Source organism: Flavitalea flava, assembly GCF_054461575.1.
This window is the reverse complement of the sequence record NZ_JBTLQH010000016.1, coordinates 1-25861: the sequence shown is the minus strand read 5'-3', so window position 1 is coordinate 25861 and position 25861 is coordinate 1. Positions and strand designations below refer to the sequence as shown.

22 protein-coding genes are annotated in these 25861 nt (G+C 45.3%); 11 read left to right on the top strand and 11 right to left on the bottom strand.

Annotation, left to right across the window (positions count from 1 at the left end):
- The first annotated feature begins 26 nt into the window (after positions 1-26).
- The 4 genes from ACX0G9_RS15440 (at position 27) to ACX0G9_RS15425 (ending at position 6671) form a co-directional block, all read left to right on the top strand.
- Entirely contained in the window at positions 27-1034 is a 1008-nt protein-coding gene (locus tag ACX0G9_RS15440) for a DNRLRE domain-containing protein (protein ID WP_459065827.1), read from the top strand.
- A gap of 49 nt (positions 1035-1083) precedes the next feature.
- Complete coding sequence (locus ACX0G9_RS15435) at positions 1084-3477, top strand: glycoside hydrolase family 125 protein (protein WP_459065826.1); 2394 nt, start codon at positions 1084-1086, stop codon at positions 3475-3477.
- A gap of 84 nt (positions 3478-3561) precedes the next feature.
- Positions 3562-4827, top strand: a complete 1266-nt coding sequence (locus ACX0G9_RS15430; RefSeq protein WP_459065825.1) for an SGNH/GDSL hydrolase family protein — start codon at positions 3562-3564, stop codon at positions 4825-4827.
- Positions 4828-4844: 17 nt separating this feature from the next.
- On the top strand, positions 4845-6671 hold the full coding sequence (locus ACX0G9_RS15425; RefSeq protein WP_459065824.1) for an alpha-L-fucosidase: 1827 nt from the start codon (positions 4845-4847) through the stop codon (positions 6669-6671).
- 8 nt (positions 6672-6679) lie between these two features.
- On the opposite strand, the gene ACX0G9_RS15420 is transcribed toward ACX0G9_RS15425, so the two are convergent.
- The 7 genes from ACX0G9_RS15420 to ACX0G9_RS15390 all read right to left on the bottom strand — a co-directional run bounded on the left by ACX0G9_RS15420 (position 6680) and on the right by ACX0G9_RS15390 (position 14704).
- Positions 6680-7621, bottom strand: a complete 942-nt coding sequence (locus ACX0G9_RS15420) for a proline dehydrogenase family protein (protein WP_459065823.1) — start codon at positions 7619-7621, stop codon at positions 6680-6682.
- Between the two features lie 77 nt (positions 7622-7698).
- Positions 7699-9216 carry an FAD-dependent oxidoreductase gene (locus ACX0G9_RS15415; protein ID WP_459065822.1) on the bottom strand — a complete coding sequence of 506 codons (1518 nt, stop codon included), beginning with the start codon at positions 9214-9216 and terminating at the stop codon, positions 7699-7701.
- A 143-nt stretch (positions 9217-9359) separates the two neighbouring features.
- Complete coding sequence (locus tag ACX0G9_RS15410) at positions 9360-11909, bottom strand: hypothetical protein (protein WP_459065821.1); 2550 nt, start codon at positions 11907-11909, stop codon at positions 9360-9362.
- 136 nt (positions 11910-12045) lie between these two features.
- On the bottom strand, positions 12046-12672 hold the full coding sequence (locus ACX0G9_RS15405) for a LuxR C-terminal-related transcriptional regulator (RefSeq protein WP_459065820.1): 627 nt from the start codon (positions 12670-12672) through the stop codon (positions 12046-12048).
- A 32-nt stretch (positions 12673-12704) separates the two neighbouring features.
- Positions 12705-13583, bottom strand: coding sequence for a sensor histidine kinase (locus ACX0G9_RS15400; protein ID WP_459065819.1), 879 nt, complete (start codon positions 13581-13583; stop codon positions 12705-12707).
- Entirely contained in the window at positions 13553-14227 is a 675-nt protein-coding gene (locus ACX0G9_RS15395) for a hypothetical protein (RefSeq protein ID WP_459065818.1), read from the bottom strand. Before ACX0G9_RS15395 ends, ACX0G9_RS15400 begins: the two co-directional genes overlap by 31 nt.
- 30 nt (positions 14228-14257) lie before the next feature.
- Positions 14258-14704, bottom strand: a complete 447-nt coding sequence (locus ACX0G9_RS15390) for a hypothetical protein (RefSeq protein WP_459065817.1) — start codon at positions 14702-14704, stop codon at positions 14258-14260.
- A gap of 224 nt (positions 14705-14928) precedes the next feature.
- On the opposite strand from ACX0G9_RS15390, the gene ACX0G9_RS15385 reads away from it, so the two are divergent.
- The 4 genes from ACX0G9_RS15385 (at position 14929) to ACX0G9_RS15370 (ending at position 18023) form a co-directional block, all read left to right on the top strand.
- Positions 14929-16071 (top strand): flavin-containing monooxygenase, encoded by a 1143-nt coding sequence (locus tag ACX0G9_RS15385; RefSeq protein WP_459065816.1) that lies wholly within the window; start codon positions 14929-14931, stop codon positions 16069-16071.
- A 37-nt stretch (positions 16072-16108) separates the two neighbouring features.
- Positions 16109-16615 (top strand): hypothetical protein, encoded by a 507-nt coding sequence (locus ACX0G9_RS15380; RefSeq protein WP_459065815.1) that lies wholly within the window; start codon positions 16109-16111, stop codon positions 16613-16615.
- A 352-nt stretch (positions 16616-16967) separates the two neighbouring features.
- Positions 16968-17234, top strand: coding sequence for a hypothetical protein (locus ACX0G9_RS15375; protein ID WP_459065814.1), 267 nt, complete (start codon positions 16968-16970; stop codon positions 17232-17234).
- A 273-nt stretch (positions 17235-17507) separates the two neighbouring features.
- Positions 17508-18023 (top strand): DinB family protein, encoded by a 516-nt coding sequence (locus ACX0G9_RS15370; protein WP_459065813.1) that lies wholly within the window; start codon positions 17508-17510, stop codon positions 18021-18023.
- Between the two features lie 4 nt (positions 18024-18027).
- On the opposite strand, the gene ACX0G9_RS15365 is transcribed toward ACX0G9_RS15370, so the two are convergent.
- Entirely contained in the window at positions 18028-18444 is a 417-nt protein-coding gene (locus ACX0G9_RS15365) for a hypothetical protein (protein ID WP_459065812.1), read from the bottom strand.
- On the opposite strand from ACX0G9_RS15365, the gene ACX0G9_RS15360 reads away from it, so the two are divergent.
- Positions 18433-19038, top strand: coding sequence for a cation:proton antiporter domain-containing protein (locus ACX0G9_RS15360; protein WP_459065921.1), 606 nt, complete (start codon positions 18433-18435; stop codon positions 19036-19038). The genes ACX0G9_RS15365 and ACX0G9_RS15360 overlap by 12 nt on opposite strands.
- 120 nt (positions 19039-19158) lie before the next feature.
- On the top strand, positions 19159-20517 hold the full coding sequence (locus ACX0G9_RS15355; protein ID WP_459065811.1) for a PQQ-dependent sugar dehydrogenase: 1359 nt from the start codon (positions 19159-19161) through the stop codon (positions 20515-20517).
- A 34-nt stretch (positions 20518-20551) separates the two neighbouring features.
- Here ACX0G9_RS15355 and ACX0G9_RS15350 read toward each other — a convergent pair whose 3' ends face one another.
- The 3 genes from ACX0G9_RS15350 to ACX0G9_RS15340 form a co-directional block, all read right to left on the bottom strand.
- On the bottom strand, positions 20552-21013 hold the full coding sequence (locus ACX0G9_RS15350; protein WP_459065810.1) for a MauE/DoxX family redox-associated membrane protein: 462 nt from the start codon (positions 21011-21013) through the stop codon (positions 20552-20554).
- A 32-nt stretch (positions 21014-21045) separates the two neighbouring features.
- Positions 21046-22083, bottom strand: a complete 1038-nt coding sequence (locus tag ACX0G9_RS15345) for a hypothetical protein (protein WP_459065809.1) — start codon at positions 22081-22083, stop codon at positions 21046-21048.
- Between the two features lie 128 nt (positions 22084-22211).
- On the bottom strand, positions 22212-22388 hold the full coding sequence (locus ACX0G9_RS15340) for a hypothetical protein (protein WP_459065808.1): 177 nt from the start codon (positions 22386-22388) through the stop codon (positions 22212-22214).
- A gap of 1067 nt (positions 22389-23455) precedes the next feature.
- Between ACX0G9_RS15340 and ACX0G9_RS15335 the strand changes: the two genes are divergently transcribed.
- Positions 23456-25831, top strand: coding sequence for a right-handed parallel beta-helix repeat-containing protein (locus tag ACX0G9_RS15335; protein ID WP_459065807.1), 2376 nt, complete (start codon positions 23456-23458; stop codon positions 25829-25831).
- The last annotated feature ends 30 nt before the right edge of the window (positions 25832-25861 follow it).

Genomic DNA, 25861 nt, shown 5'->3' with positions numbered 1-25861 from the left:
ACTACTTAACCATCAAAACAGCAGCTATGAACAAACTAATATCTATGGCTCTTTTCTGCCAGCTAATTTTTTCGACCTCCTTTGCACAAAATGAATTGTTCGTCAAAACGATTACCGGCGGAGGGTCTTTAAGATCTCTGCAAACCCGTACCCTATCCAAACTGCCCCTGGATAACCGGGACCTGGGTCCATATCTGGCTGCAGCCGGGTGGACCCAAAACCCGCGGTCCGGCGAACAGCAACTGATGCGCAGTTTGCTTTATGTCGATCTCAGCACCTTGCCGGAAAAAGCAGTGATTCACAAGGCAACGCTTTTTCTTTTCGCCAACCGTAGTAATTATATCGGGAATATTGGCAACCCCATGTATGGCAACCGGAATGAACTGGTATTTGAAATGGCAACGGGCAAATGGGATGCAAAAACCATTTCCTGGGCCGGGCAGCCTGGTGGTAAAGGCGAAGACGCCCGTAAACTGAAGCAGACAGCAGGCACTCTGCAAAACGACAGCGTGGATATTACTCCTTTTGTGCGTCATTGGATAGACAAACCGGATGAGAATAATGGTATGATCATGCGATTGGAACAGGAAAAATCCTATAGTACACTCAGGATTGCCCATTCATCGGTCAATGTGGCCATAGACAGATATTCCTCAGGGCTTTCTTCCTTCGACCCGCTCTCATTCTCGTCTCTGGCCAATTCCCGGATCTACTACAGCGAAAATGCGCCCGATTCGTTGCAGCCGCGTCTGGTTATCCTGTACTCGTTAAAAATGGAGAACAAGGTCAGGTTATATCCTGTTCCTGCGTCCACTTCGCTTACGTTAACTGTTACGGCAGACAAGGATGGTGAGGCTATCTATGAGATCCTGGATGCTGCGGGCCATACGGTAAGCATGCAGAATGCCGCCATCGGCAGAGGAAAAAATATCCTTGCTGTAAAAGGGGTGACTTCACTGGGTAGCGGATTCTACACGCTGCGTCTTCGGATCGATAACAACCTCACGGTTAAAAAATTCACTATTCTGAAATAACAGCCAACCCAATGGGTATTCGGCTCTTTCGGGGAAAAACAATTTGTGCATGAAAAGGAAATTTGGGAAAACAAAGCTTTGTTCCTTAAAAACGATTTTAGGGTACATGATCATAGGGTACCTGGTATTTATTGGGTTTCCGGCTTTTGCTATAGCGCAACCTCAGAAAAACTCCATCGAAGAAACCATTAACCTGCCCTGGAGTAAATTATTCTATATCGAACGCTGCAACGGGAAATATCACATGGGAGATTCTGTCAGCCAGTATGATGGAAATAAAAATTTTAAATACCTCACGTTCGATATATCCAATAACAAAGTGCTTGCGAATTTGGGAGTTCAGGGTACCTTGAAGAACATCTCCATGTACCGGAATTCCTATTTCGCCAATGCCGGCCCGAAAGCGGGCTCTTCCGGGGGATGGCCCGGTGTATGGGCAGGGAAGGACAACAGCAGTTTCGGTCCCTATTCCTTTACGTTAGGGATCGATGGAAAAAAAATTGACCTGGATACGGTTGGCTGGGATTTTAAGACCGGGTTGCTGGATAATCTTTTCCCAATTACCCATTTCAAGGCACCCAATGACCGTTTTACAATATCCCTTGTGGCCTATGCCCCCTTATCTCCTGATGGCGCCAGACGCATACGTGGTCTTGTATATGGATTGCTCTTAACAAACAATGCCGACCGGACTTTATCAGGAGCCGTATATCTCCCCCGTTTATTTGCAGGCGACCGCCAGAATTACCGGGAGGAAAGAACATCATGGGCTTTGTTCGATCCCTATGATTTTGAAGTATCGCTTGGCGATACTGCCATCAGCCAGGATAGTGTCGTCTTTAACCTGGCGAAAGGACAGTCGGTCTGGGTACCTGCCATAATCAGTATGCTCGGAGATAATGCCGTTCAGGAAATAAATGACAATACCTCTTTGAATTGCCTGAAGGATACCCGGAGCTATTTCCGAAAGATGATGGGCAATCTGCAAACGCCGGAAGACCCCTATCTCGGAGAATTCTATGAACGACAGGTCATGGGTATATTCGGCAGCCTGGGAATGACGGAGGCCGGCAAAATTGCCGGATCGAACTGGGGTAGTTTTCCGACCACCCGGCAGATCTGGATGAAAGATTGTTTTTATTCATCCCTGCCATTTATGCAACTGGACCCATTGCTGGCACAAAAACTCATTTATTGGTTCCTCGAATTTGGAGTAAGACCAAACGGGACCACCCAGCCGGGAGGTGTTAGCCATTCTATCGGTCTCTCCGTCTCTTCGATACTGCTGGCTGCTGAATATTATACCTATTCCGGAGATAAGGCATTTTTTTCCCGTGACTCCACCCTTAGAAAGACCTGGGATACTATCATACAGCAATTGATAACTTCCAGGCAGGATAGTTCCGTCTGGCTGTTCCCATCCCGTTTCATATCGGACGGGCCTATCGATGCTGATTATCATACAGGTTCCAATGTTTGCGCCTGGAAGGCTATGAGGGAATATGCCCGGCTACTGAAAGAGGTCTACTGTGACACTGTGTCCGCTATATATTATGCCTCCGTTGCCGAAAACGTACATCAGGCAATCCTGCAAAAATGTACGGTGGACGGTCCGTACGGAAAACAGTTCATCGAAGGCACTTACCGGGATGGAAGGAAGCCTCCTATGGCCAGCGATGGGGAAGAATCGGATATTACCCTGATGCCTTATTATGGCTTTTTATCCCAGGACGATCCCGTTTACCTGAACTATATGAAATTTTCCTTATCGGAGCATAACCTGATTTTTGAACCTCAATTGCATGCCATAACCTGGTTTGGAGTTGCTTCCACGGCACCTGGCTATGTAAAGGGTATCTGTGCCGGTACAAACCGAAACGATCTTTTTAATGAGCACGGCTATTTTAAAGAAATAAGAAAGGTAACAGATGCGGACGGCTCCATCTGGTGGTGGAGTTATGGCTGGGCAAAGGAAGAAATGACCGGTTTTGAGCGGTCAAAACAAGTGCCGCCGTATGGACAGCTGGTACGAGGGGTGCCTGGTAAATCGGGATGGTTTTCCGGTGTTTATGCTTCGGTCTTCCGGTCACGTTTTGCAGGGATAAGCTATGATGCCCCTGCTAAAAAGTTGAATTTTTCACCGTTTTCACCTTCGACACCTATTTCCTGGACAAATGTTCCGGTGGGGAAGGACCGTTTTAATCTTTACTATACCTTCACCGAAAGAGAGATAAAGGCAGCGGTCGGGAACCTTAACCGGGAACTGATACATACAGATATCACCGTTCCTTTGGATCCGCGCTGGAAGAAATACGAAGTAAGTGTCAATGGAAAGCCGGTCACTGCCTTTCTGAAAATCGTTTACATGGCTCAGCCGGCCATTCGTCTGCAAACGACGATAGAAGCCGGAGCAGGAACCGATATACGCATCATAAAAAAATAGTCGAAACCGACTCCTAATATATTTAAAGCCTGACAGCATAATTATGGCCTGACAGCCTGAACAAATGGATACCGTAATTAGCCGATGAATACGATAGTAAGGATTTTTGCCCTCTTAATTTTATGTAGCTGTTCTTCCTTTTTTCTGCAGGCTCAGAAAAATATACCCTTACCTGTAGGGAATTATTTTACCGTACGGTATGGATTAAAGAACGTGTATGCCCTGATCAATGAAAATAAAACCAACCCAAATAAAGCCGTTCGGGTCGCTTATCTCGGAGGCTCCATAACTTACAATCCCGGCTGGAGAGATAAAGTAGATTCATTTTTGAAAAAAGAATTCCCGTCAACGGCCTTTCATTTTATGAATGCCGGTATTCCTTCCCTGGGAAGTTCAGCCCACGCCTTCCGGTTGCAGCAGGATGTGCTGGATTCAGGAAGGGTTGATCTGTTGTTCGTTGAAGCAGCAGTAAATGACCGGGCCAACGGGGTGGATAGTCTTTACCAGGTACGCTCCCTGGAGGGTATTATCCGGCATGCCAAAAAAAGCAATCCGCGAATGGATATCATTCTTATGGCTTTCGCCGATCCTGCCAAGACAAGCGATTATGACGAAAACCGGATCCCTGTTGAAGTGACCAATCATGAGCGAATCGCTGCCTATTACCATCTTCCCTCCATCAACCTCGCCAAGGAGGTACGAGACAAAATGCGGAATGGGGAATTCACCTGGGAGGGTGATTTTAAAGATCTTCATCCTTCGCCTTTCGGTCAGCAATTATATTTTGCCACTATCCGGGATTTGTTGCTGGCTTGTTTGTCTTCGTCACTCCATTCAACGGCTAATGCTGTTCCTGGGACCCTTTCCTCTAATGCGAAGCAACAGCTTTCCACTTCAGTTCCCCTGGCTTTGGACAAATGGAATTTTGCTAACGGGAGATATTATCCGGTAAATAAAGCCAGCTTTGGCAGCGGCTGGGCCCTTGAAAACAATTGGACTCCGGCAGATGGATTGCCCACGCGCGATGGATTTGTGAATCGGCCGATGCTGGTATCTTCACGGACCGGTCCCACCATGTCCTTAACATTTACAGGTACCGCGATTGGTATGGCGCTTATCTCCGGCAAAGATGCAGGAATCCTTGAATGGTCGGTAGATGGAAGTCCCTTCCGGCAAAAGGATCTGTTCACCCAATGGAGTACAATGCTTCACTTACCCTGGTATATTTTATTGGAAACCGGTTTGAAGAATAAGATACATATCCTGACGCTTCGTATGGCAGACGGCAAAAACCCAAAAAGCAGCGGGAACGTTTGCCGGATCGTACATTTTTTAATAAATCAACCCTAAAAGAAGGAGAGCAAAATATGAAATTCAACCTATTGATCTTCTGTTTTCTCCTGGCCGTTTATCAGGGATATGGGCAGGATATAGAAAGATGGGACAAACACAGTGCCGGGGGTGGCAAGTTACATCCGGGCTTACAGTGGTTCAAAGAAGCAAAGTTTGGAATTTTTGTTCACTGGGGTTTGTATTCCATGCTGGAAGGCCATTGGAAGGATAAAGATTATTATGGCAGCGGGGAGTGGCTGATGTACAGGGCAAAAGTACCGGCTGCCGAGTATGCGGCCGTAGCCGGGCGCTTTAACCCGGTTGAATTTAATGCGCAGGAATGGGCAAAATTTGCGAAGGATGCCGGGGCGCGTTATCTTGTGATCACCGCCAAACACCACGAAGGGTTTAGCATGTATGATTCCAAAGTCAGCGATTATACAATCGTCAAGGCATCCCCATACAAAAAAGATCCAATGAAAGATCTTTCATCGGCCATCCGGGCTCAGGGCCTTCACTTTGGGTTTTATTATTCCCAATACCTGGACTGGCATGAGCCCAATGGGGGCGGCAACGAATGGGACTTTAAAGAAGGGGAGAAGAATTACCAGCAGTATTACCGTGAAAAATCCATTCCCCAATTAAAGGAATTGATGACAAATTATGGTCCTTTGGGTATCGTTTGGTTCGATATGCCCGGCGGCCTGACCAAAGAACAGACCCAATCCATGATCGACAGCCTCCATCTCCTGCAGCCCAATGCACTCTTCAGCAGCCGGGTGGGACAAGGTTTGGGTGATTATATGGATTTCGGCGATTCCGAAACTCCTTCTGCCCCTATCGATGATGCCTGGGAGTCCATCTATACGCATAATGATTCCTGGGGTTATATCGCCAATGATAAAAATTTCAAATCTCCCGAAGAAATAATACGGTTACTCGCCACAGTCGCTTCCAGGGGTGGTAACCTGATGCTGAACATCGGGCCCGATGGAAGGGGGCGCATACCGGAATATTCACAAAAATATATTCTCGCAACAGGTGCCTGGCTGAAAAAATTCGGTGAAAGTATTTATGGCAGCTCCTATGGTTTGATATCGGCCCAACCCTGGGGCGTGACCACTTCCAAACCTGGCAAATTGTTTCTGCATCTCTTTGAACGTCCGGAAAATGGCCTGATCTTCGTTCCCGGCATGAGTAAGGCGGTTATAACCCAAATCTACCAGCTTGATAATAAGAAACCGCTGCGGTGGTTTAAAAAAGATGGCAAACTCTGCATACCTGTTCCTGAGCTTACCGATAAAAGAAATACCGTGCTGGCCATAACCTTTACCGGTCATTTACCCAAACCCGACCCAAACCCGCCTGTCGTCGTTTCCTCCCAATATAAATTGAATACGGTGAACGCGGCTTCCGGGAAAGTACATGGCAGGACTACGATCAATACCCTGACCTTCAGTCATTATTTCGGAGACTGGAAACATACACCTTGCGTGGGTAATATGAAATCGCCGGATGATGTTATTGAATTTACCGTCAGCATTTCCGATCCGGGCGACTACAAACTATTCCTGGAATACTCCTGTCCGGAAGAGAACGGCAGACAGGAAGGGGTAGTAGAAATTGGACAGGGAGGGCAGATCGGGGAGACAGTAGTTAACCCGCCTGGTAATCAGGAGTACCATTTTGAAACGTTGAGAACTTCGGCCTATTCAGAGAATGAACCCTTGCTATTTCTTAAGCATCCTGTTGCCATTAGCAGTATAAAGGCTCCCGGCCTGTACACGATACGGATACATCCGCTGAAAAATGGTAAGGAATTATTTCAGTTAAAGGCCCTCTTGCTGGAACCGGTGAGGTAGTCTGATTGTTAATTTTCAACGATGTCCGCCAGGGCCTGGAACAAGTTCAAAGGATTTTCGGCGATCCTGTTACACAGGTAGAGATACCATTCCCTGCCATATACAAAGTACATTTTGACTGGGTAACCTTCTTCTTTAAGGGCAATTAATTGTTCTGTCTGAATGCCGTAAAGACTTTCAAATTCATAAAGATTTTTATCCGTCTTATGTAAATCAATCAGTTTTTTGGCTTCCTGCTGGATCTCCCCGTGATGAGTGGCAATCGAGCATTTATGTTTATGAGATAATAACTGATCAACATATCCCAGATAAGCTTCATTCAATTTATTCCCCCTGGGCATGGAAAGGCCTTCTACGGTTTCGAAAGCGCCTTTAACGATCCTGATCCTTCCTTTTTCCTTAAGAAGGTCAGTAAAATCATCTTTTGTTCTATACAAATAAGCCTGTAAAGTAATGGCCAGGTTATCGTGAATTTTTGCGGCTTTTTTGTAGGTTTCAAGGATAGCATCCGTTTTATCTGTTTCCTCAGCACTGATAATAACCTCGATATTTTCCCTGGAAGCTGCTGCACAAATGGCCATTAAATTATTAAGACAAAGCTCTTCGGAGATGATCAAACCAATATGCGACAAATCGAGCGATATGGTGGAATGTAAATGCCGGTTCGTAATTTCACTGCCAATGTTAATGAATTCATGGGTTACCTTTTGAGCATCCTGTTCGGTTTTGGTGTTTTCTCCCATGAACTCTATGGAACATTTAATGGCATTTTTGTTTTGTTCAATCACCTTGACGATTGTTTCGTCCAGGGTTTCGCCTCCAATATACCGGTTAGCCGCCTTTTTTAAGACCTTAAACAAATGTTCATTGCCTAGTATAAAATCTTTTGCTTCTTTGTTTAAAGCGGCCTTTCTGAGTGCTTCAGCACCTAAACTCAATAATTTATCCATAAAAAAATGACAACAGTATAAGAAGGAATAATAATTTGGAAACGGGAACCAAAGCTATATAATAATCGATAAACTCCTTATGCCGGAACTATAGAAAGAGCGTGCCGGAATATGTTCAGCGGATCCCAACGGCCCTTCACCTGCTGCAGCCGGGAATAATTATCCTTATAATAAAGAGAATACCACGGAACGCCTGATTGGTTCCATTCGGGATCGGCGAGGTCAGTATCCGGGTGATTGATCATAGCTCCGTCGGTCTGTTCGTTGGGTATGGGCACCCCTCCCGTAGTAGCAAAAAGATCCTTGTAAAAGGAGCGGACCCAGGCGAGCGTATGAGCCTCATCCTTAGGATCACCCCAGCCTGCTGAACATGCGGTATCGAGGATACAACTTCGTTGGGCCGAGGCGGTGGCTTCCGGGGACACCGTATTTACCTGACCACCGTAGGTGGCCAGTCCAAGCCCGCCTCCTATGATGTCGGTGGAACTGAGATAACGATAGGCTGTAGCGATCTGGCTTTCGGTAAAAGGTTGACGAAGGAAAGCATCCTTGACCTTCACTAAGGCAAAGCCAATATCCGGTCTGAATAATTCGGGAAAGGGGTTGAGGGCAAAACTTAGCCAGGAGGTTTCTTCAATCTGCCTGGTATAGGAAAGGCCCATGTCTACCGTTATGGCAGCAAGATGTTCATCGATGAGTTGCACAGCCTTTGCACCGGCTGTGGACAGCCCTTTTATCTCCAGTTTGCCGATGGTGCGATGGTTAAGAAAAAGCAGGCTGAAGAGCTGGTTATAAGGAGAATCAGGGTTGCTGTTCTGCAGCGTCCAATTTCCGAAGTTACGTACCAGCCGTGAGAAAGATGTCTCGTCGAAGGCCTGCCAGTCCCATCCAACCCGGAAGGTAGTTATGGATTGCGGGGCTTTGGGAAGAGCGGTAGCGGGATCTGATCCAGTTACATTGGGAGAACGGAACCAGTACCGGGTCACGATACCGAAATTGCCCCCGCCTCCTCCGGTATGCGCCCACCATAGCTCCCTATTAGGATCGGAATGTTCGCGCGTGGCAATGACACTATGAGCGGTTCCGGCAGCGTCCACCGTCACCAATTCCACTCCATACAGATGATCGGCTGCCAGTCCATACTCACGGCAGAGAAAACCGAAGGCCCCTCCCAATACATGACCACCCATGCCGATGGCGGGGTGCTCGCCTGCAGGCAGGACCACACCCCATTCCAGAAAAAGCCTGCGATACATTTCACCTACCGTAGCGCCGGCCTCTACGGCAAAAGCCGTTTTTTCCGGATCATAACAGATATCAGTCATCAGGGACATGTCAATGAGCACCTTAACCGTGGGATCTCCTACGAAACCTTCCAGGCAATGGCCGCCGCTGCGCACCACCACCCGCAACTTATTGTTTACCGCATCCTGTAGGGCCGCCACCACTTCACTGGTAGAACTGACAAGGCGTATATAATCGGGTTTTGCTATAAATCGTCTGTTGAACCCCTTCCGGGTGAGGTTGCCATAACGGGGATCGGCAGGAACAATCTTGTCCTGGGAATGTTGATTGTGGTGCATTGAATTGGTCATAGGTATGGTTTATCTAAAATTAAAAAAAAAGACTGATTATAAAATCAGTCTCTAAGTTAATTAAAAGTAATTCAGGTCTATTCTTATTACTGTTTTAAATACGTTAAAGGAGAATAAGAATTATGTTCGATTTGTTTCGAATATTATTGTGGTTCCTGATTGTAATTTAATTCAAATCCGGATCTGTTCTGACTCTCAGTAAGGACCTCTTGCAGGATTTCAGGCTGATTCTCCGCAGCAAGCGTCAAAACCCTATTCAGACCGGAAAGGGTTCCCAGGTCCCCGGGACGAAGCCAACCGACAATAGGATCAGATGGGCCGACAACGGTGGAATGACTGTACTTCCGGTTGAATTCAGCGGCAGCCTTGGCGGCTTTTTCAATGGCGGCCCGCTCTTCGTCAAAAAACGATTGCGGGACATAAGTGAGCTGACCATTTATCGGGATGGGCATCGCAGTATGGAGAATATGGCCTTCACCCCCCTGAAGCTGTTCTTCGATGACCACATAGACGATAAAATTGCGGTCTTTCGGATCTGCCTCGATCTGAAGAAGCATACGGTCTGCCTTCCAATCCAGCTTATATGTAATGGTAACATCCTCTTCCTTCAGCTCCCGGTGCTCTCCTTCCCAATCCTGTGAGCCATCGAGAAAGGATAATCTGGGAAAGCTGTTTTCAAAAAGGACATCGCTGACATTGCCAAAATGGGCGCCGGGAACAACTTGTTTGTCGAAAGCGAGTTTGGGTTCGTTGTTATCCGCGGTAGTCGTTGTGTGGCCAAGACCGCGCAACGTTGCTTCGGTCTTTTCCACCGGAACAGTGAGAGAAAAGGGAGGTTTTATAGGGATGTACCAATCGAAAGTATGCGCCTTAAGCTGGATGGTAAATTCCTGGTGTGGGTAACCCTCGGGCTTACTATGTCCTTCGAGCAGCGGGTCTACGGTGAAATCCAGAGCCCCATCCCGTTCATCGAAATGTAGTTCCATAAAATCCCGGTCATTAAGGACAGGTTCATAGTGAAGAAATTGAACAGAACTATAAAGAGGTTCGCGCCAGCGCGATGGGGTTCCCCAGAAAGATTTAAGCGTACGCAGCCTGATTTTATATTCAATCGGAAGCACGCGATTAAGCGGTTGTGTCCAGATCTCCACCGAGGCAAGACATTTTTGCGGTTCGCGTATCGCCGGTGACGTGATTTTTCCGGTTAAGGGAACGGGTTCGCTTTCGATGGTTACAGATTGTTTCTCCAATGGATGGCGATTCAGTACAGGAGTAAAGATCTGCACAGTTTGACTGATATCGGGATCCGTTGTTTCGTGACGAAGGAGTGTCATCAGTTGTAATAACTGGGGATAACCGCTAACTGCCAGCAGATCCGCATAATCCGATTCCGATTGGGCGTTGGCTGCCGCGGCGCATTCATCGGGATTGGTGATCCGGTACCCGTCGAATTTACTATCGGGACCATGCGAAATCGTCAGTTTAGCCGGCGGAATCCAGCGGAAATCCATGGTGGCTTTTCTGGTTGTCCGCTGCCATCCATAAAATTCAGCCTTGAAAAGATCCGTCAGGAAACTGGCAAAAAACAGGTTATCGTGATAACGCAGGTCAAGCGCGCCTACGGGGAACCGGCTGCAGGTAGGGGAAAGGACAATGGGTTGAGGATTAAAAAAATCATCGGTCGTGATGACCTCTGCGGGATAGAGTAATACATTAAAATCGGCCGCTGTATAGATCGTTCTGGCAAGCACCTCCGAACGCATATTCTCTGCTAAATTCCCGATAGCATTGGCGAAATCATGCAGGCTATCGCGGTATATGCCTGTCGATCGATACTCGGGGGCCAGGGCTTGTATTCCGGCCAGGAAGGCTTCAGCTGCGTAGGACGCGAGGGGGACCATCAGGCGGTGATCGAATTCAAGGGTTCCAGTCTGCGGGAGCCTCGCCTGGACCGGTGGAGTTGACGGGCCGCCCGGCAGAAGGAACAACTGGTGTTGCATCAGGGCCCAGATCTGACTATGCCTGGAAGGATCGAAAAGTGTCATCCAGCTCTGTACATCGAGCAATGTGGCCAGTTTCGTCCGGTTTTCAATAACGGAAGCATTCAACTGAAGGCTTAAAAAATTAAGGTCGGAGGGGCTGGGGTTGGTATTGTTAAGGCGGTTAACGTAATCGTGTGCGTCTCCCACCATCTCAGCGATTGCCACGCGACCCTGTATCATGGTTTGGCCTTGGAGCGTCAGGGCAATTGCCTGGAATTCCGCGTCAACATCGTTGAACCGCTTCTCGACCAATCGCTCGAATTTTGTAGGTTCGTCACCGCCAAATAATTTGAATACCCTCGCAAGATCAATTGCAAAACTCGCGACAAATAAAATCGGGGCAATAGTACCCGCGATCTTGCCTATTGTAGAAAGCAGACCCAGAAGCGCGTCTAAGTCGATGGTTGCCCCTGCCTGGATCAAAAGGCCGTATATTTCATTGATGTCCTTAATGACCTTTTCACTTTTATTGACGCCCTTTAGCGTGTCGGCCACCGCCTTGAGGGAATCGGCCGCTTTCTTTGGGTCGATGGGAAGCTTGAACGGGGCTTCGTAAATTATGGAGACTGGCGCCGGGCCGTGAGTAATATTGCCATCGCTGTCGAGATAGACGCCGTTACCGAGATGGAGTGCGAATGCAGGATTTGTCATGATAATTTTTTTGGTCAACAAATATATCATGGACTAAAGGCCTTCACAATCCCATAGACATGGTAAATGTGTAGGGGGGCAGGTAATTTGCTACCATGAATATGGTAGAGGAATGGTTAAAGTAAAAGGAAGAGAACTATTTTTTGCCGAAGCGGGCATTGATTTGTGCGCGGGAGTGCACATTGAGTTTCTGGTAGATGTTTTTGATATGCGAGTTCATGGTCTCAGGGGAGATAAAACATTTCGCGGCTATTTCCTTATAACTTAAGCCCTCTATAAGAAGTTCCAGAATTTCATGCTCCCGTTTGGTAAGATGAAAATCGGAAACCTCAGGCTGTGGCTTTTTTTTATGAAAATATTCCATAACCTTTTTGGCAATGAGCCCATTCATGGAAGCCTTACCTTCGCTAAGTTCTTTAATGGCATCGAGAATTTTCTGCGGCGAATCCTTTTTTAGGAGATAACCATTGGCCCCTGCTTTAATGGCAGCAAATATCTTCTCATCCTCTTCAAAAACGGTCAGCATTAAAATCTTTATTTCCGGGAATACTTCTTTTAATTCAATGACGCCGTCGATGCCGCTTTTGCCAGGCAGGTCTATATCCATGATCAGGACATCGGGCATGTCTTTGACCACATCATCGATGATATTACGGCAATGTTCCCGTTCAAAAATGACCTCGATATTATCTGATCCTTTGAGGATCAGTCTAAGCAGATCCCGGTAACGGCTCTGGTCTTCAATAATAGCTGTTCTGATCATTACCTGTAAATTTTATATGGGCTATTCCTGCTTTAAATGCCCTGTTCTTTGTAAGAAAGACTGACGATCGTTCCCGATCCTACGCCATTGATGATGTGAAGGACCGCCGGCAACATGGCCGCTCGCGCCAGCATATTATTAATGCCCGATCCTTTTGAGGACAAACCGGCTGCCTGCCCTGGCAAATCCTGTCTAACTCCCGACGCATCATTCCCCTGTTGAAATCCCTTGCCGTCATCTCTGATCGTGATGGTTACTTCATTACCCGAAAAACCAACATGAGAGTAGATGTTATTCCCATAGGAATGTTTTACAATGTTATTTAATGTTTCCTGTAAAATGCGGAAAATGATAACCTGTTTTTGTAATTCAATGATGAACGGGGTCCCCTCTTCTGAATAATGTACAGCAAATAAATTCGTTTTACGGACTCTTTCCAGTTCCGTGAGAAAGGAATTCTGCCAGCCTAGACGGGTGATGTTTTCAGGATTCAGGCTACGGGAAATGTCCCTGAGTGTATCCATGGCCTCATTTAATAAACTATCGACCTCGGAAAGTTTGCCCTGATCATTATTTTTTATGCCATTAGCAACCGCACCTCCTATAACGGCGCCAGCTTCCCCGGTTGCCCCCGGAAGGGATTTTATATGAACCATAGCTATGGAGATAAGGGTGCCTACGTTGTCGTGTAGCTCCCTGGAGATACTTTCAAAAGCCTGGTTTTGAATTTCCAAATGGGATCTTAACAGTTCCCGGTCGAAATTGTTTTTTAGTTCGGACTTTTCCTGGCGGAACCGGTACTTTCTTTTTTGGTTGATAAAAAGAGAGAACACGATCAGCCCGGTGAGCAGCAGGATGATCACCGTACTTCCAAAAAGGATCAGTGTGACTTCTGAAAACTTCTCCTGCATAAATACCCGGTTATGATAAATAGGTTCAGTAAGATAGCGAAGGAATTACAAAAGTACAAATAGTAGAAATTGGTGAATTCCTGATAATGACTCCATAAATAATTGACCATTCCGAGAAAGGGGACTGTACAGCCGAAATAAATGATAAAGCCAAAACTAAACCAGAACCAGGGATCCCGGGTGATTAGTTCAGTTTCCTCGCTAAGGTATAACTGCCTGAAATACGCTGCGGCCAAAAAAATCATAAAAACACTGCCAGAAACAAGCACCATAGTTTGCAGGTCCTGTATACCGGATACAAGAGATTCGGCCAGCACCAGCAATGGAAAAACAAGATAAAACAAACGTATGCTTTGATGGACATGCTTATTGTGAATTTGCCGGTCATATAAATACGCCAGGACCAGGTACATGATCCAAAAGTAGATATTATAGAGCCAGTGGTTTTTAAGCCCATAATACTTAGTGATATGGCCGGTTAGGTCAACAAAAAAATTAAAGCCCCAGAATAAAGATAGGATCCTGAGGGCCTTGGAGAAATCATTCCGGAAACTGACAAGGCTGACTACCGCAGCCAGGCCCACAATGACTAAAGGAAAGGTGGATATTATAAATTGGGCGGTCATCGTATCATTGCTGAGCAATCATTTTTTCATTGTTGAAGAATCGGAATATCATGGCTGGACCATTTTTGTTGCTTTTGGGGGGCTGGGCGGATTCAGGCCGGTCCCCTTCTCTTCAATCCCGGGCATTAACGTTGTTATGGCATTGCCGGCAATGATATCGTCTGCGCAAAAGATAAAATTCTCGTCAATCCTGAAATTAGTTGCCGGGACCATGGCTATGGATGCCTGTGACAAATCACCTGATGCCCAGTGAAATTTACAACCGTCAGGGCTAGCGCCATTGGAGGGTGCCAGGTTTTTAGGGGTACTGTTAAGCCCGAACCGGAGAAAATAGATCCGGATGCTATCGGCCTGCTGCCCTTTGATCTTTGTTATAAAGTCTTCCAATTCCTGTAAAGAGATCAGGGCAGAGGTGGTTATAAAAGGTAGATTCCCATTATTGTTGAAATTCGAGATCCATCCGCTTAGTTCAGTAGTTGAAAGGTCAGTTTGCATAAAATAAAAAATTTATTAGTTAAGGAGTAGAATCCACAAATTTAGCAGGAGTAAGGGTTTCAGCAATACCATGTTTATGGTATTTACTACTTTTGACAAAGATTCCCTTGTTTTTGATTCATTATCAGTATTTTATCTCCAGAAAAATGCCTCAGCCTTTTTTCTTTTGTCATATCTTAAGTACCTTAACAGTCAGCATCCTTTCTTAAAAAATGAGGATAGAAATGACCCAAACAAAAACGCTCATAATCGGAGCCAGTATTTCGGGGCTCGCTGCCGCTGCCTGTTTGCAAAGACAAGGCATTGAATTTATCATTATAGAAAAATCCGTACAGGTGGGCACACCCTGGCGAAATCATTACGACCGCCTGCACTTGCATACCCCCAAAAGACGATCCCATCTCCCCTTTAAAAAGTTCGGAAAAACTATATCCCGATATCCTACGCGGCAGCAGGTAGTCGAATACCTGGAGGATTATCAAAAGGAATTTAAAATCAGCCCGGTATTTAATACCGAAGCTTTATCGGTTAAACAAGAAAACGGCTGTTGGATCACCAGCACCACCAACGGAATATTTCAATCCAACTACCTGATCATGGCCACGGGACCTTTTGGTAAACCCAGGCCCATCCGTTTTAAGGGGATGGAAACCTTTCCCGGAAAGATCCTGCATAGTTATGACTACAAAACCGGCAAAGAATTTAAAGGTCAAAAAGTATTGGTCGTCGGTTTTGGCAACTCGGCGGGGGAGATAGCCATCGATCTGTACGAACAGGGGGCCATACCAGCTATGGCAGTCCGCTCACCGGTAAATGTAATTCCCCGGGATATTCTGGGTGTACCGGTGTTGGAACTTAGTTTATTGATGAGCCATTTGCCTCCCCATATTGCAGATGCTATTAATGCACCCTTGATCGGATGGTTGATGGGTGATCTGACTAAACTGGGGCTGAAAAAAATGCCATATGGTCCGCTTGAACAAATTAGCAGGGATGGAAAGGCGCCTGTGCTGGATATTGGCACCATCCGTCATATCCGGGAGGGTCATATCCGGATAGTTGGAGATATCGATTATATAGAGGGGGCAGCCATTCATTTTAAGGAGGAGCAGGATATTAAGAATTTCGATGCCATCGTTGCCGGGATTGGTTATTACCGGGACTATGCGGAAATCGTGGAGGTCGATAAAAGCCGTTTCGACGACTTAAGCGTAAGCATCGATAAACAGAAATATTTTGGGAAGGATGGATTGTACTTCTGCGGGTACTGGATCAGTCCGACCGGGCAGATCAGGGAGATCGCGGCAGACGCACAAAAAATAGCGGCAGATATTTTAAAAAGAGATAGTAAAAAAAGTCAACCTTAACGTTATCTTCACAATCCATTTTGTAGGTTTATCAGGCATGAATCTTCAAACGTCAATACTGCTTGGTGTCCTGTTTTCCGCCATGGCCTCATGCATCCCGGATAAATTTTGCCAGCCCTATTTAATTGATCCCGTCCTTATAGGTTTTTCAACTTCAGAAGCGGATACCCTGATCTTAAGGCGGTATAAGGAGAATGATAATTTTCAGCATCTTATCGATACCTTAACCATAGTAAATTCGGCAACGAATAACGGATTGGGTGCGGGAATTTATACAACCCTGCATGATACAACGATTATCGATATTAATATAAGTTCGCCCTATAGCTCCATTGTCAGCGGATATGATTGGCAATTGTACATCCCTGAAAAAAATAAAACAATTTCCTTTTCCAATATTGTTACTGCTCAAAGCGGTGGAGGGAAGGGTTGCAGCCAACCCATTGTTTCTTTTGAACAGGATGGGCAATTGATAGATGCCCCTGTTTTCTTTAGTACGAATGAATTCTATACCAGCGGGTACAGGGCATACATTCATCCATAATCCATACCACCCCTGTTTTTTTTCACGATTGGGAGATTTTACCTAAAATAAATGCATGTAAATCCAATAAAACATTCTCCGGGACGTTCTTAATTCTTATTTTCTCCCTACTGATCTATTGAAGCGCCTACTTTGCATGAGGAATATATAAAAGGAAGAATACCTATATGGTATCCTGATTTTTATATATTCATTTAATAAGCTATTTCCAGAATTCTCTGTAAGAAGATGAGCCTTATGGCTTAGAACCATTTTAAATCCTGATGTGCATGAAAAGAACCTTTACCCAAACCTCCCTGAATTTTATCAGTCCATTCCTGCATTTTACCCTTTTTTTTTGATCATGTTATGTATGGCTAAAAGCTCCGGGGCGCAGATGCGTCAGGTATTTGCCGATAACACGGTGGCGGATAACAATATAAAAAAGCTCAGTTTTATAACGAAAACTACAGGGTTTGTAGCCTTTACCAACTGGATCGGTTTTTCTACCGACAGCGGGCGAACCTTTGCCAAACGGTATATAACTCTTTCCAACGTAAATTTTAATGGATACAGCGTTAACCTGACCTTTGGGTTCGGCATCTCCGGAGTAAGCAATTTCAATTGCGGTTCCGTATAACCGAAAAAGAGCTTTTGTACACTGACTGCCAGTTCCCCATAATGAATTTTTGCCGGGGTATGTTTTTCCGGTAAAAAAGATACGATCACTTTGCGACGGTATTAATTAAGAATCATAATAATTAAGGTAAAAATAAAAATCAGAGCAAGCGTCCCCAAACACAAACGAATATTTACTTATATATTTGAATGGATTTTCGCCTTAATGAACTTTGCTTACCTTAAGCTGTTCTTAATTAACTTTTTTATCATCAACTTGTTATAACTCCTGCATATGCAACAAATAAAGTGGTTCGAACGGAAATTCGATTTTTCTACGAAAGAGAATATTTTCCCGGCTATAATAGAACGGCTGACCGGAACATCGGCAAGACTGGAAGAAAAGGGTAGGACCATCCCCGCTGGTTTGCTGACCGTCAGGCTTTATAAGACCTGGACGATCAAGGAGAACATTGGCCATTTAACTGATCTTGAACCGCTCTGGCAGGATAGATTGCAGGATATTTTAAATGGAGAACTCGAACTTCGGCCAACCGATTTGCAAAATACAAAGACCGATCTGGCTGGTCACAACGATAAACCGTTGGATGGTCTCTTGCACGATTTCAGACAGATCAGGACGCAGACTTTATCCATCTTAAAGAACCTGGACGAGCAAACCATCTTTAAATCAGCCCTTCACCCGAGAATGGGAACACCCATGCGAACGATGGATCTGTTTCTATTCGTTGCCGAACATGATGATCATCACCTGGCCAGAATTACCGAACTGGCAAAAATCCTTGGATAGAACCCTATTTAAAAGAATAGGTCAAAACCTTTAATGTGTCTTTTCCCGGGAATTGTTCCAGGTACCACGAGATTCCTACATCCTCTATTTGATAAACAAAACCGACGGTGAGGGTGGAGGTGTCGTTTCCAGGCACTAATTTTTCAATTATGATCCGGTGATCGAAGTCAGGAATATCCCTCACTTTCATGGTAGCCAGGTTGGAGTCGAATAAAATCTTATCGCCTTCCATATGTATCCGGAAGGTGATATTTTTTGAATAGTCTGAAAAGTCCTCCTTCGTAAACAATTCATACCGGACCTTCCGGGGTGGAGGCGGGGTATCGTGTTTCCCGCAAGCGCAGGGGGTCTGATCTTTTTTACAGGAAGCTGCCCCGGCTAACAAAACCATAAGGGCAGCCAGGATGGAATAGATTTTCATAAGGTAAAAGTAGTACCTGCCGGATTCAATAATCCGGACAATTTCCCAACGGTCATTCCTGGTTACTTAACGGTAATTTGTCAAAAACGGCTATTTTTATTATACGATGCCGCCTTTAATATATCCTTTAAGGAATTCAGGACGATTATTAATACCATATCCACATTAGCGATATCCCTGGTTTTTATTACAGCCTCCGGTATTGCCGTCATAGCACATTACCTGATCCCCGGCATGACCTGGCCGCTTACTTTCGTACTGGGTTCTATCCTTTCGGCAACGGATGCAGTTGCCGCCATGAGTATAACTAAAGGACTGGGTCTTTCTCACAAAACAAATACGATATTGGAAGGGGAGAGCCTGGTAAACGATGCCTCAGCACTTGTGGCCTGTCGTTTTGCTGTGGCCGCCGTAACCGGCAGCGCTCCTGAAAGCTGTACAAAAAAATTACCTGGTTACGATCAGCTTAATGCTGTTGATGTGACTAACGCTTCCCTGGCTGGTCGGGCGTTTGAAGTGAAGATTTTATTTGCAAAAGCCATGCCCGTCTTGGGTTGTGCATTATATTCCCCATCTGATTTTTTTTTATTTTAAGCTAGCGGGTTAAGCAACCTTTGAAAACGCAAGCCCGTTTTTATAAACATAACTCCTGGTTCCGGATAAAGACCGTATAAAACTTTCATTCTCTTAATTAACTACCTTAAATTAACAAGTATGAAATCGTCTATTTCATGGATAAGAATACCATTCGTTTTTCTTTCCTTCTTTATCCTTTTCGGTTGTAAAAAAGACTCCAATACCAAACCCTCAAACAAAACTCCCGGGTTGCAACTGGTCACCGATAACCTGGTTTCTCCGGTGGCACTCGCCGAACCTCCGGATGACACACATCGGTTATTTGTTGCAGATGAGTTGGGGAAGATCTGGATAATTGATGCTAAAGGGAGTAAGCTGACTACTCCCTTTATCGATATTTCGGGGAAAATGGTTTCCTTGTCTCCATCTTATGATGAGCGAGGGCTGCTTGGCTTAGCTTTTCATCCGCAGTTTAAAACCAATGGCAAATTTTATCTTTTTTATACCGCTCCTCCGCGCGGCGGGAGCCCGGTGCCTGGACCGGCTGGCGCGGCCTGGGATAATCTCACGCGGGTCTCCGAATTTACCGTCTCGGCGTCGGACCCAAACCAGGCAAATATAAGTTCTGAAAAGGTTCTTTTGGAGGAGGATCACCCTTATCTGAATCATAATGGAGGCACCCTGGCATTTGGTCCGGATGGGTTCCTTTATATTTCAATCGGTGATGGGGGAAATATGGACGATGTCGGTAATGGGCATGTTGCTGATTGGTATACCCCCAATGAGGGAGGCAACGGTCAGGATATTTACGCAAACCTGATGGGCAATATCCTGCGCATCGATGTTAACGGAAGCCCATATGCGATTCCAGGAGATAATCCATTTGTCGGGACTGCGGCCAAACCTGAAATTTATGCGTATGGGTTTAGAAACCCTTACCGTTTTTCTTTTGACATGGGCGGCACGCACCAGTTACTCGTCGGAGATGAAGGACAGTCGTTATATGAAGAAATAGACCTGGTCACCAAAGGCGGCAATTATGGCTGGAATGTAAAAGAAGGCACGCATTGTTTTGATACCGATAATGATCTTTTGGAGCGTTCCTCCTGTCCATCTACAGATACTTCAGGCAAAACGCTGACGGATCCGGTCATTGAACTGGTCAATACCGCAAACCCCAAAGGGGGAGGGGTCGGTATCGCTGTGATCGGAGGTGTTGTATACAGGGGAACGGAATTACCAGGCTGGCAGGGCAAATATCTCTTCGGTATGCTTTCCCAGGACGGGAAAGCAAATGGGAAGCTGTTTGCGGCAAATATGGCCGCCAGTGGCATGTGGACCTATAGTCCGGTTGTTCTGAATGGCCATCCCAGCGACCTTGGAACTTACCTTAAAAGTGTTGGCCAGGATCAGCGCGGCGAAGTTTATCTGATGACAAGTGATCAAATCGGTCCCCAGGGTACCACCGGTAAAGTATACAAGGTAGTCCCCATGTAATAATTAATAATTCATCCTTACCTCTTTTTTGGTTTTATAGAGTAGGGCTTTGGGAGGAAGGAGTAGAAAGGGTGGAAGAAAAAGCCGGAGATTTTGAACTGAGAAAAATGCCGGTAAAAGATAACAAGGTGAACACCAGGTTAAATACAATATGTACAGGGTAGGGCATTTTTCCAAGTATGCCGCCGCAGGAACAGGGAATATTGGTGTAAAAAAAATACAACGTGCACAGATACAGGGTGAACATCAGCATAAGGAAAGAAGAGAAATAAAACCCGATTTTGTGGGTCTTTTTGAATTGTAACAGGACGGCCGTTAAAAACTCCAACCCCAATAGAACAGGAGCAATTACGGTATTGTTAAAATTGACCAGTAGCGGTGATTTGGCGATGTCGGCTACAAAAACGGTATAATCCATTGTTTTTGCGGTTGCCGCATATACAAAGAGAATAGACAGGGAATAACTTATGGTAGTCATGGCAGTATCTCGTTTCATTGGAATGAACAGGTAAAGGGTGAAGAATAGAATTACTTTTTATGAAGGGTAAAGCGTAAAATTATTTTATTAAAAGCAACGAATAATTTATCATCTGATTTTTCGAGAAGGGTAACCGGGTTGTTTTCGATATAAGGGAAGAGAAGACTGTACTCATACAACCCGGTGGCAGTGGAGTAAATGTCAACCACCGTACCGGGAAGTTCATCATTGCCCGGTGAGGAGGTGTAGGATAGGATATATAAATGACTGCTGTCTGCTGCTCCTGCCGTATTGATCATCCTGGATTTGCCGGATAGGGTATAACCCTGACTGGTGGGGACAGTTTTGTTTGCCGGCACTGTATTGTCAATCGTTCTTATTTTGGAAATTTTATTATTCCCTTCATCATATTGAATGATCTCCGCATTATAATAAGGGATATAGAATAGTTTTTTTGAAGGCTTATTTTTCAGAAAAAACCCGTCGGCAGATATTCCGGCGTCAGGGAAATGAGCAAAAGTGTAAAGCGGGGTGTCTGTATGATGGTGGTAATCTGCTTTTAGCAGAAGGGTAACACCAGTTGTATCATTTACCGAACGGATAAAAAAGTCATTACCGGAAAAACATTTTTCTCCTCCCGCCAGATGAAGACCCGGATAATAAAGACTGTCCCGCAGGGAATCGCGCACATGGAACGAATAGATCTTGTTGGCATTGGCATTTAGAAAATAAAAACTGGCATCCCCGGGATCAGGTTCCTTCATCTCAGGATCTATGTCAACCCCATTGATTATGCCCGAAAACAAAGAACCTGTATGGAGCAAGCTTTCTGTTTTATGGGTTTCCAGGTTATAGCGATATACTGTTTTCTGTTTGTTGACATATCCAAACAGCCAATTCCCATAAACTTTCATCACACTTACCTTTTCGGGGAAACGGATCGTGTCTTCAGGGGCAGCCACCATAATTTTATAGTTTCTGGAAGCCTCTATTACGAATTTGTCAGAATCGGACCGGGCAACCAATACCAAAATAAAAACTAAGGCAGAGGCCAGAATGGACGACAAAATGATAAGATTTTTTTTCATTTTTTTTATCTCCGGTTCAATATTCTTTTAAGGATCCCCTGATATTCTTTCAAGCGGGTTAAAAATCAATACTAAGACCGCAATCGCAGCCTTAGTATTGAGCATGTAAGGATTACGACTGTCCTGGGTTATGGACAACCGTGCGGTGCCCTTGGAGGTCCCAGAAAGGTCTGTCCATTGACAATAGCGCATACCTTTCCAAAATCATCGCAGCAATTGTTAATTGCGCTTCTGTTGGCTTTGACGGTAACGGCAATGCCGATGCCAAGGAACATAACGAGGAAAAACCGATACGATTTTTTCATGGTTAAGTTTTTGTTGTTAAGAAATATAAAGACCAAATAAATCCTGATCAGGGGAAGTAGACATAGAACTTGTGCCATACCGACCGTCTATTGGAGGAGAGCGGTTAGTTGTAACAGATAGAAGAAAAGGTAGTTTAGATTTCTGAACAAAGAAAAGGAATCGAAATGGAAAAAATATAATAGGAACACAATTTGTTTGCCTGATAATTGTTAACCCGTAGTTTTTTTAAACTTCGTTTTCCGGTAATGTGAGTAAGACCGCCGTTCGGAAAAAGTAAGCTCAAAGCCGGATCGCTCCAAGCGGTATAAGCCGGATTTTAATTCAAGAAAATTTTCCAATACCGGGAAAGTCTTTCCAAATTCAATACAAATGTTAAATAATTGATATATGTAAAAGACTGATACAAGCCTTGTTTTCCCTTGGCGCACTTTTGGAATTATAAATAGTGTACATATAATTCGCGCCTTTATGAAAAACAATCTATTTCTTTTATTCTCATTTTTTGTGTCCCTGCTGGGAGGTGTGCTGTTTTTTCTGATCGCATTATATCTTTTTTAGTCTTCAGCGATCAGATGCCGTCCATTTTTAGCCCTGGAGGCAAACTCTTTACAATTTCTTGATATTGAACTTTCTAGTAAGGAGTTACTTTTGCATCGCACATTCAGGAAGTCCAGTAGAAACAAGCTGAAATTCCAGCTTGTTTCTACTGGCACTAAAAGGGAAAAATATACTTTATATAAAGATTCTCATGTAAGCAGTTAGTTTTGGTTAGACCCTGTTATTCCTAACAGGGTCTTTTTTTTATGCTTTGCCAGATTTGCACGATTATTGCTCTTTTAAAACAAATTTTAAAAAGGTAAATTTTTTTGGAGTTCTGTTTGAGCAAAAAAGCCCCTTTTTTAAGATAAATAAAAGCCCGCATTTGGATTCAAAACGGGCTTTTTGCCCTGGATTTTCTGCCACTGGCAAAATATCCAACTAATTATATAAACTACCTATCCTGTTAACGATTCAGCCTGCCAGCGATTTGACCTTTATCTCTTTTTAGTTGTATTAAATGGGTAAAATGAAATTCATCCGTATTATTTTAACTTCCATATTATTTCTCTCTGTCATTTTTTATGCCCGTGGCAGCAACTATTATTTTTCTTCGGCATCCGGCGACGATTCCAGAACCCCTCAACAGGCGCAGCAGCAGGCTACGCCCTGGAAAACACTGGCTAAGCTGAACGCTTTTTTCAGCAGCCTTAAAGCGGGGGATACCGTTTACCTTCAGGCGGGTGGTGTTTTTACGGGGATCCTTCGGATAACACAGTCCGGCGCGGCCGGGCGTCCGATCGTACTGGCGGCCTATGGAACAGGGGCGGCTCCGTCCATCAATGGATTCACGACCCTGACCAATTGGGTATCCGTTGGTGGAAATATCTGGCAGAGCCCCTGTACCGGATGCGGGGTGGGGGTGAATATGGTGACCGTCTCGGATTCTTCCCAACCCATGGGACGATACCCGAACAGCGATGCTCCCAACGGAGGTTATGCAAGGGTACAACAGCATACCGATTTGACCAGTATTACCGATGTCAACCTGGGCAAAGGCCCTAACTGGGCAGGGGCGGACCTGGTCCTCCGTAAGAACAGATATGTGATTGAACGGGATTTGATTCTGTCCCATAGTGGTAATACGATCAAATATCAATCGACGTCTACGAATGCGGCGACCGATAAATTCGGATACTTTATCCAGAACAATGTAAAAACCCTTGATAAGAACGGGGAGTGGTATTACGATCCGGCGACGCGCAAAATGAATATGTATTGGAGCACGAGTCCTGCAGCTATTTCTATAAAGGCCAGCATGGTGGATACCCTGGTGAACATAACCCGTAGATCCTATATCTCCTTCAGAGGCATCCTTTTTCAGGGAAGCAACAAGGCGGGAGTCTACCTTTTTCAGGCCGGAAATATCAACTTTACGAATTGCAGCATCCGTTTCTCGGGGTTGGATGGCGTGAATAGCATCCAATCCAATGATTTGACCTTTCAGGGAGTTACCATTGAATATTCCAATAACAACGGTTTGGATTTGAATGGGGCCCGTAACCTGGTTCAGGACAGCCGTATTTTGCGTACGGGTAGTTTTCCCGGAATGGGAAATGCGACCCAGTCTTATCTGGGAATTACGCTTCGTGGCGACAACAATACAATACAGTACAATAAAATAGATACGACAGGTTATTCCCCCATCGAATTTGTCGGCGCGTCCAATGCCATCCGGTATAACCTTATCGATTATTTTGCCTTTGTCAAAGATGACGGAGGCGGCATATACACCTGGTCCGGCGATATTGATTCCGCTACCCGAAGGACCACGGGCTGGATCACCGGCAATATCGTATTGAACGGGGTCACCTGTCCTGCCGGCACCGATAGCGCTCATGCCGGGATCGCCATTGGCATTTATCTGGATGTAAATACCGGTGTGGCCAATATCAGCGGCAATACGGTCGCTAATTGCACGCAAGGGCTCTACATACAGGACTCTCACGAACTGACCATTCAGGGAAATACCCTTTTTAACAACACCGGCCAGATCGGTCTCCGGCATGCCATCGCAGCGGGAGCGTTCCGGAACAATAATTTCACAGGCAATATAGCGGTATCGCTGAAAGACAGCCAATACATCATCCAGGCCAGTTCCGTTGCCCCGATTACGGGTCCGCCCCTCCTGACCTCTTTTGCCTATATGCATGATAACAAATTTGCCCGGATTTCCGGTAATAGCCCTTTCTTTCTTTTGGCTGCCCAGGGACTGAACGTTACAGGGACCTTCGGATTATGGAAATCTGCCTATAATATGGATTGGAATTCCAAAGAATTGCCGGTAAACTTCCAGCCATACACCATTAATAAGCTGATTGGCAGCAATTTATATACGAAAGGCGATATCATTACTCAATTTTTAAAAGCGCTGCCTGGAAGCCGGGTAATCGTCAATGCGCCGATAGGCCGCGTCGATTCCGGTATGGCCTACGTAAGCCATTTCAGGCTGCATACACCGGATGCCACCCGTACGTTGCTGGTCTACCTGCAAAAATACGGGCTTCCCTATACGCATTTTACGCCCGTGATGAGTATCGGATCCGCAGCGCCCTACACGGATAATACGGTGGTCTTTAATAAGACTACCGGCTCCGATCCTGTTTCCGCCATCGTTTTTCAGATGAATGTGACAGATCCCCGGATCTATATCGACAATATCGATCTTTACCTGGCCAATGTCACGGCGAACGACCCAAAAACCAATTATCTTTTCCAGTATAATGCTACTAAAACGCCCATGGTCATTGCGTTGAGCGGTATTTACCAGGATGCAGGAGGGACGGCCTACCAGGGAAGCCTTACCCTTCAACCTTTTACATCGGTTGTTTTATTTAAAAAATAGGTGTATCTTTGTCTATAGCCCCATAACACA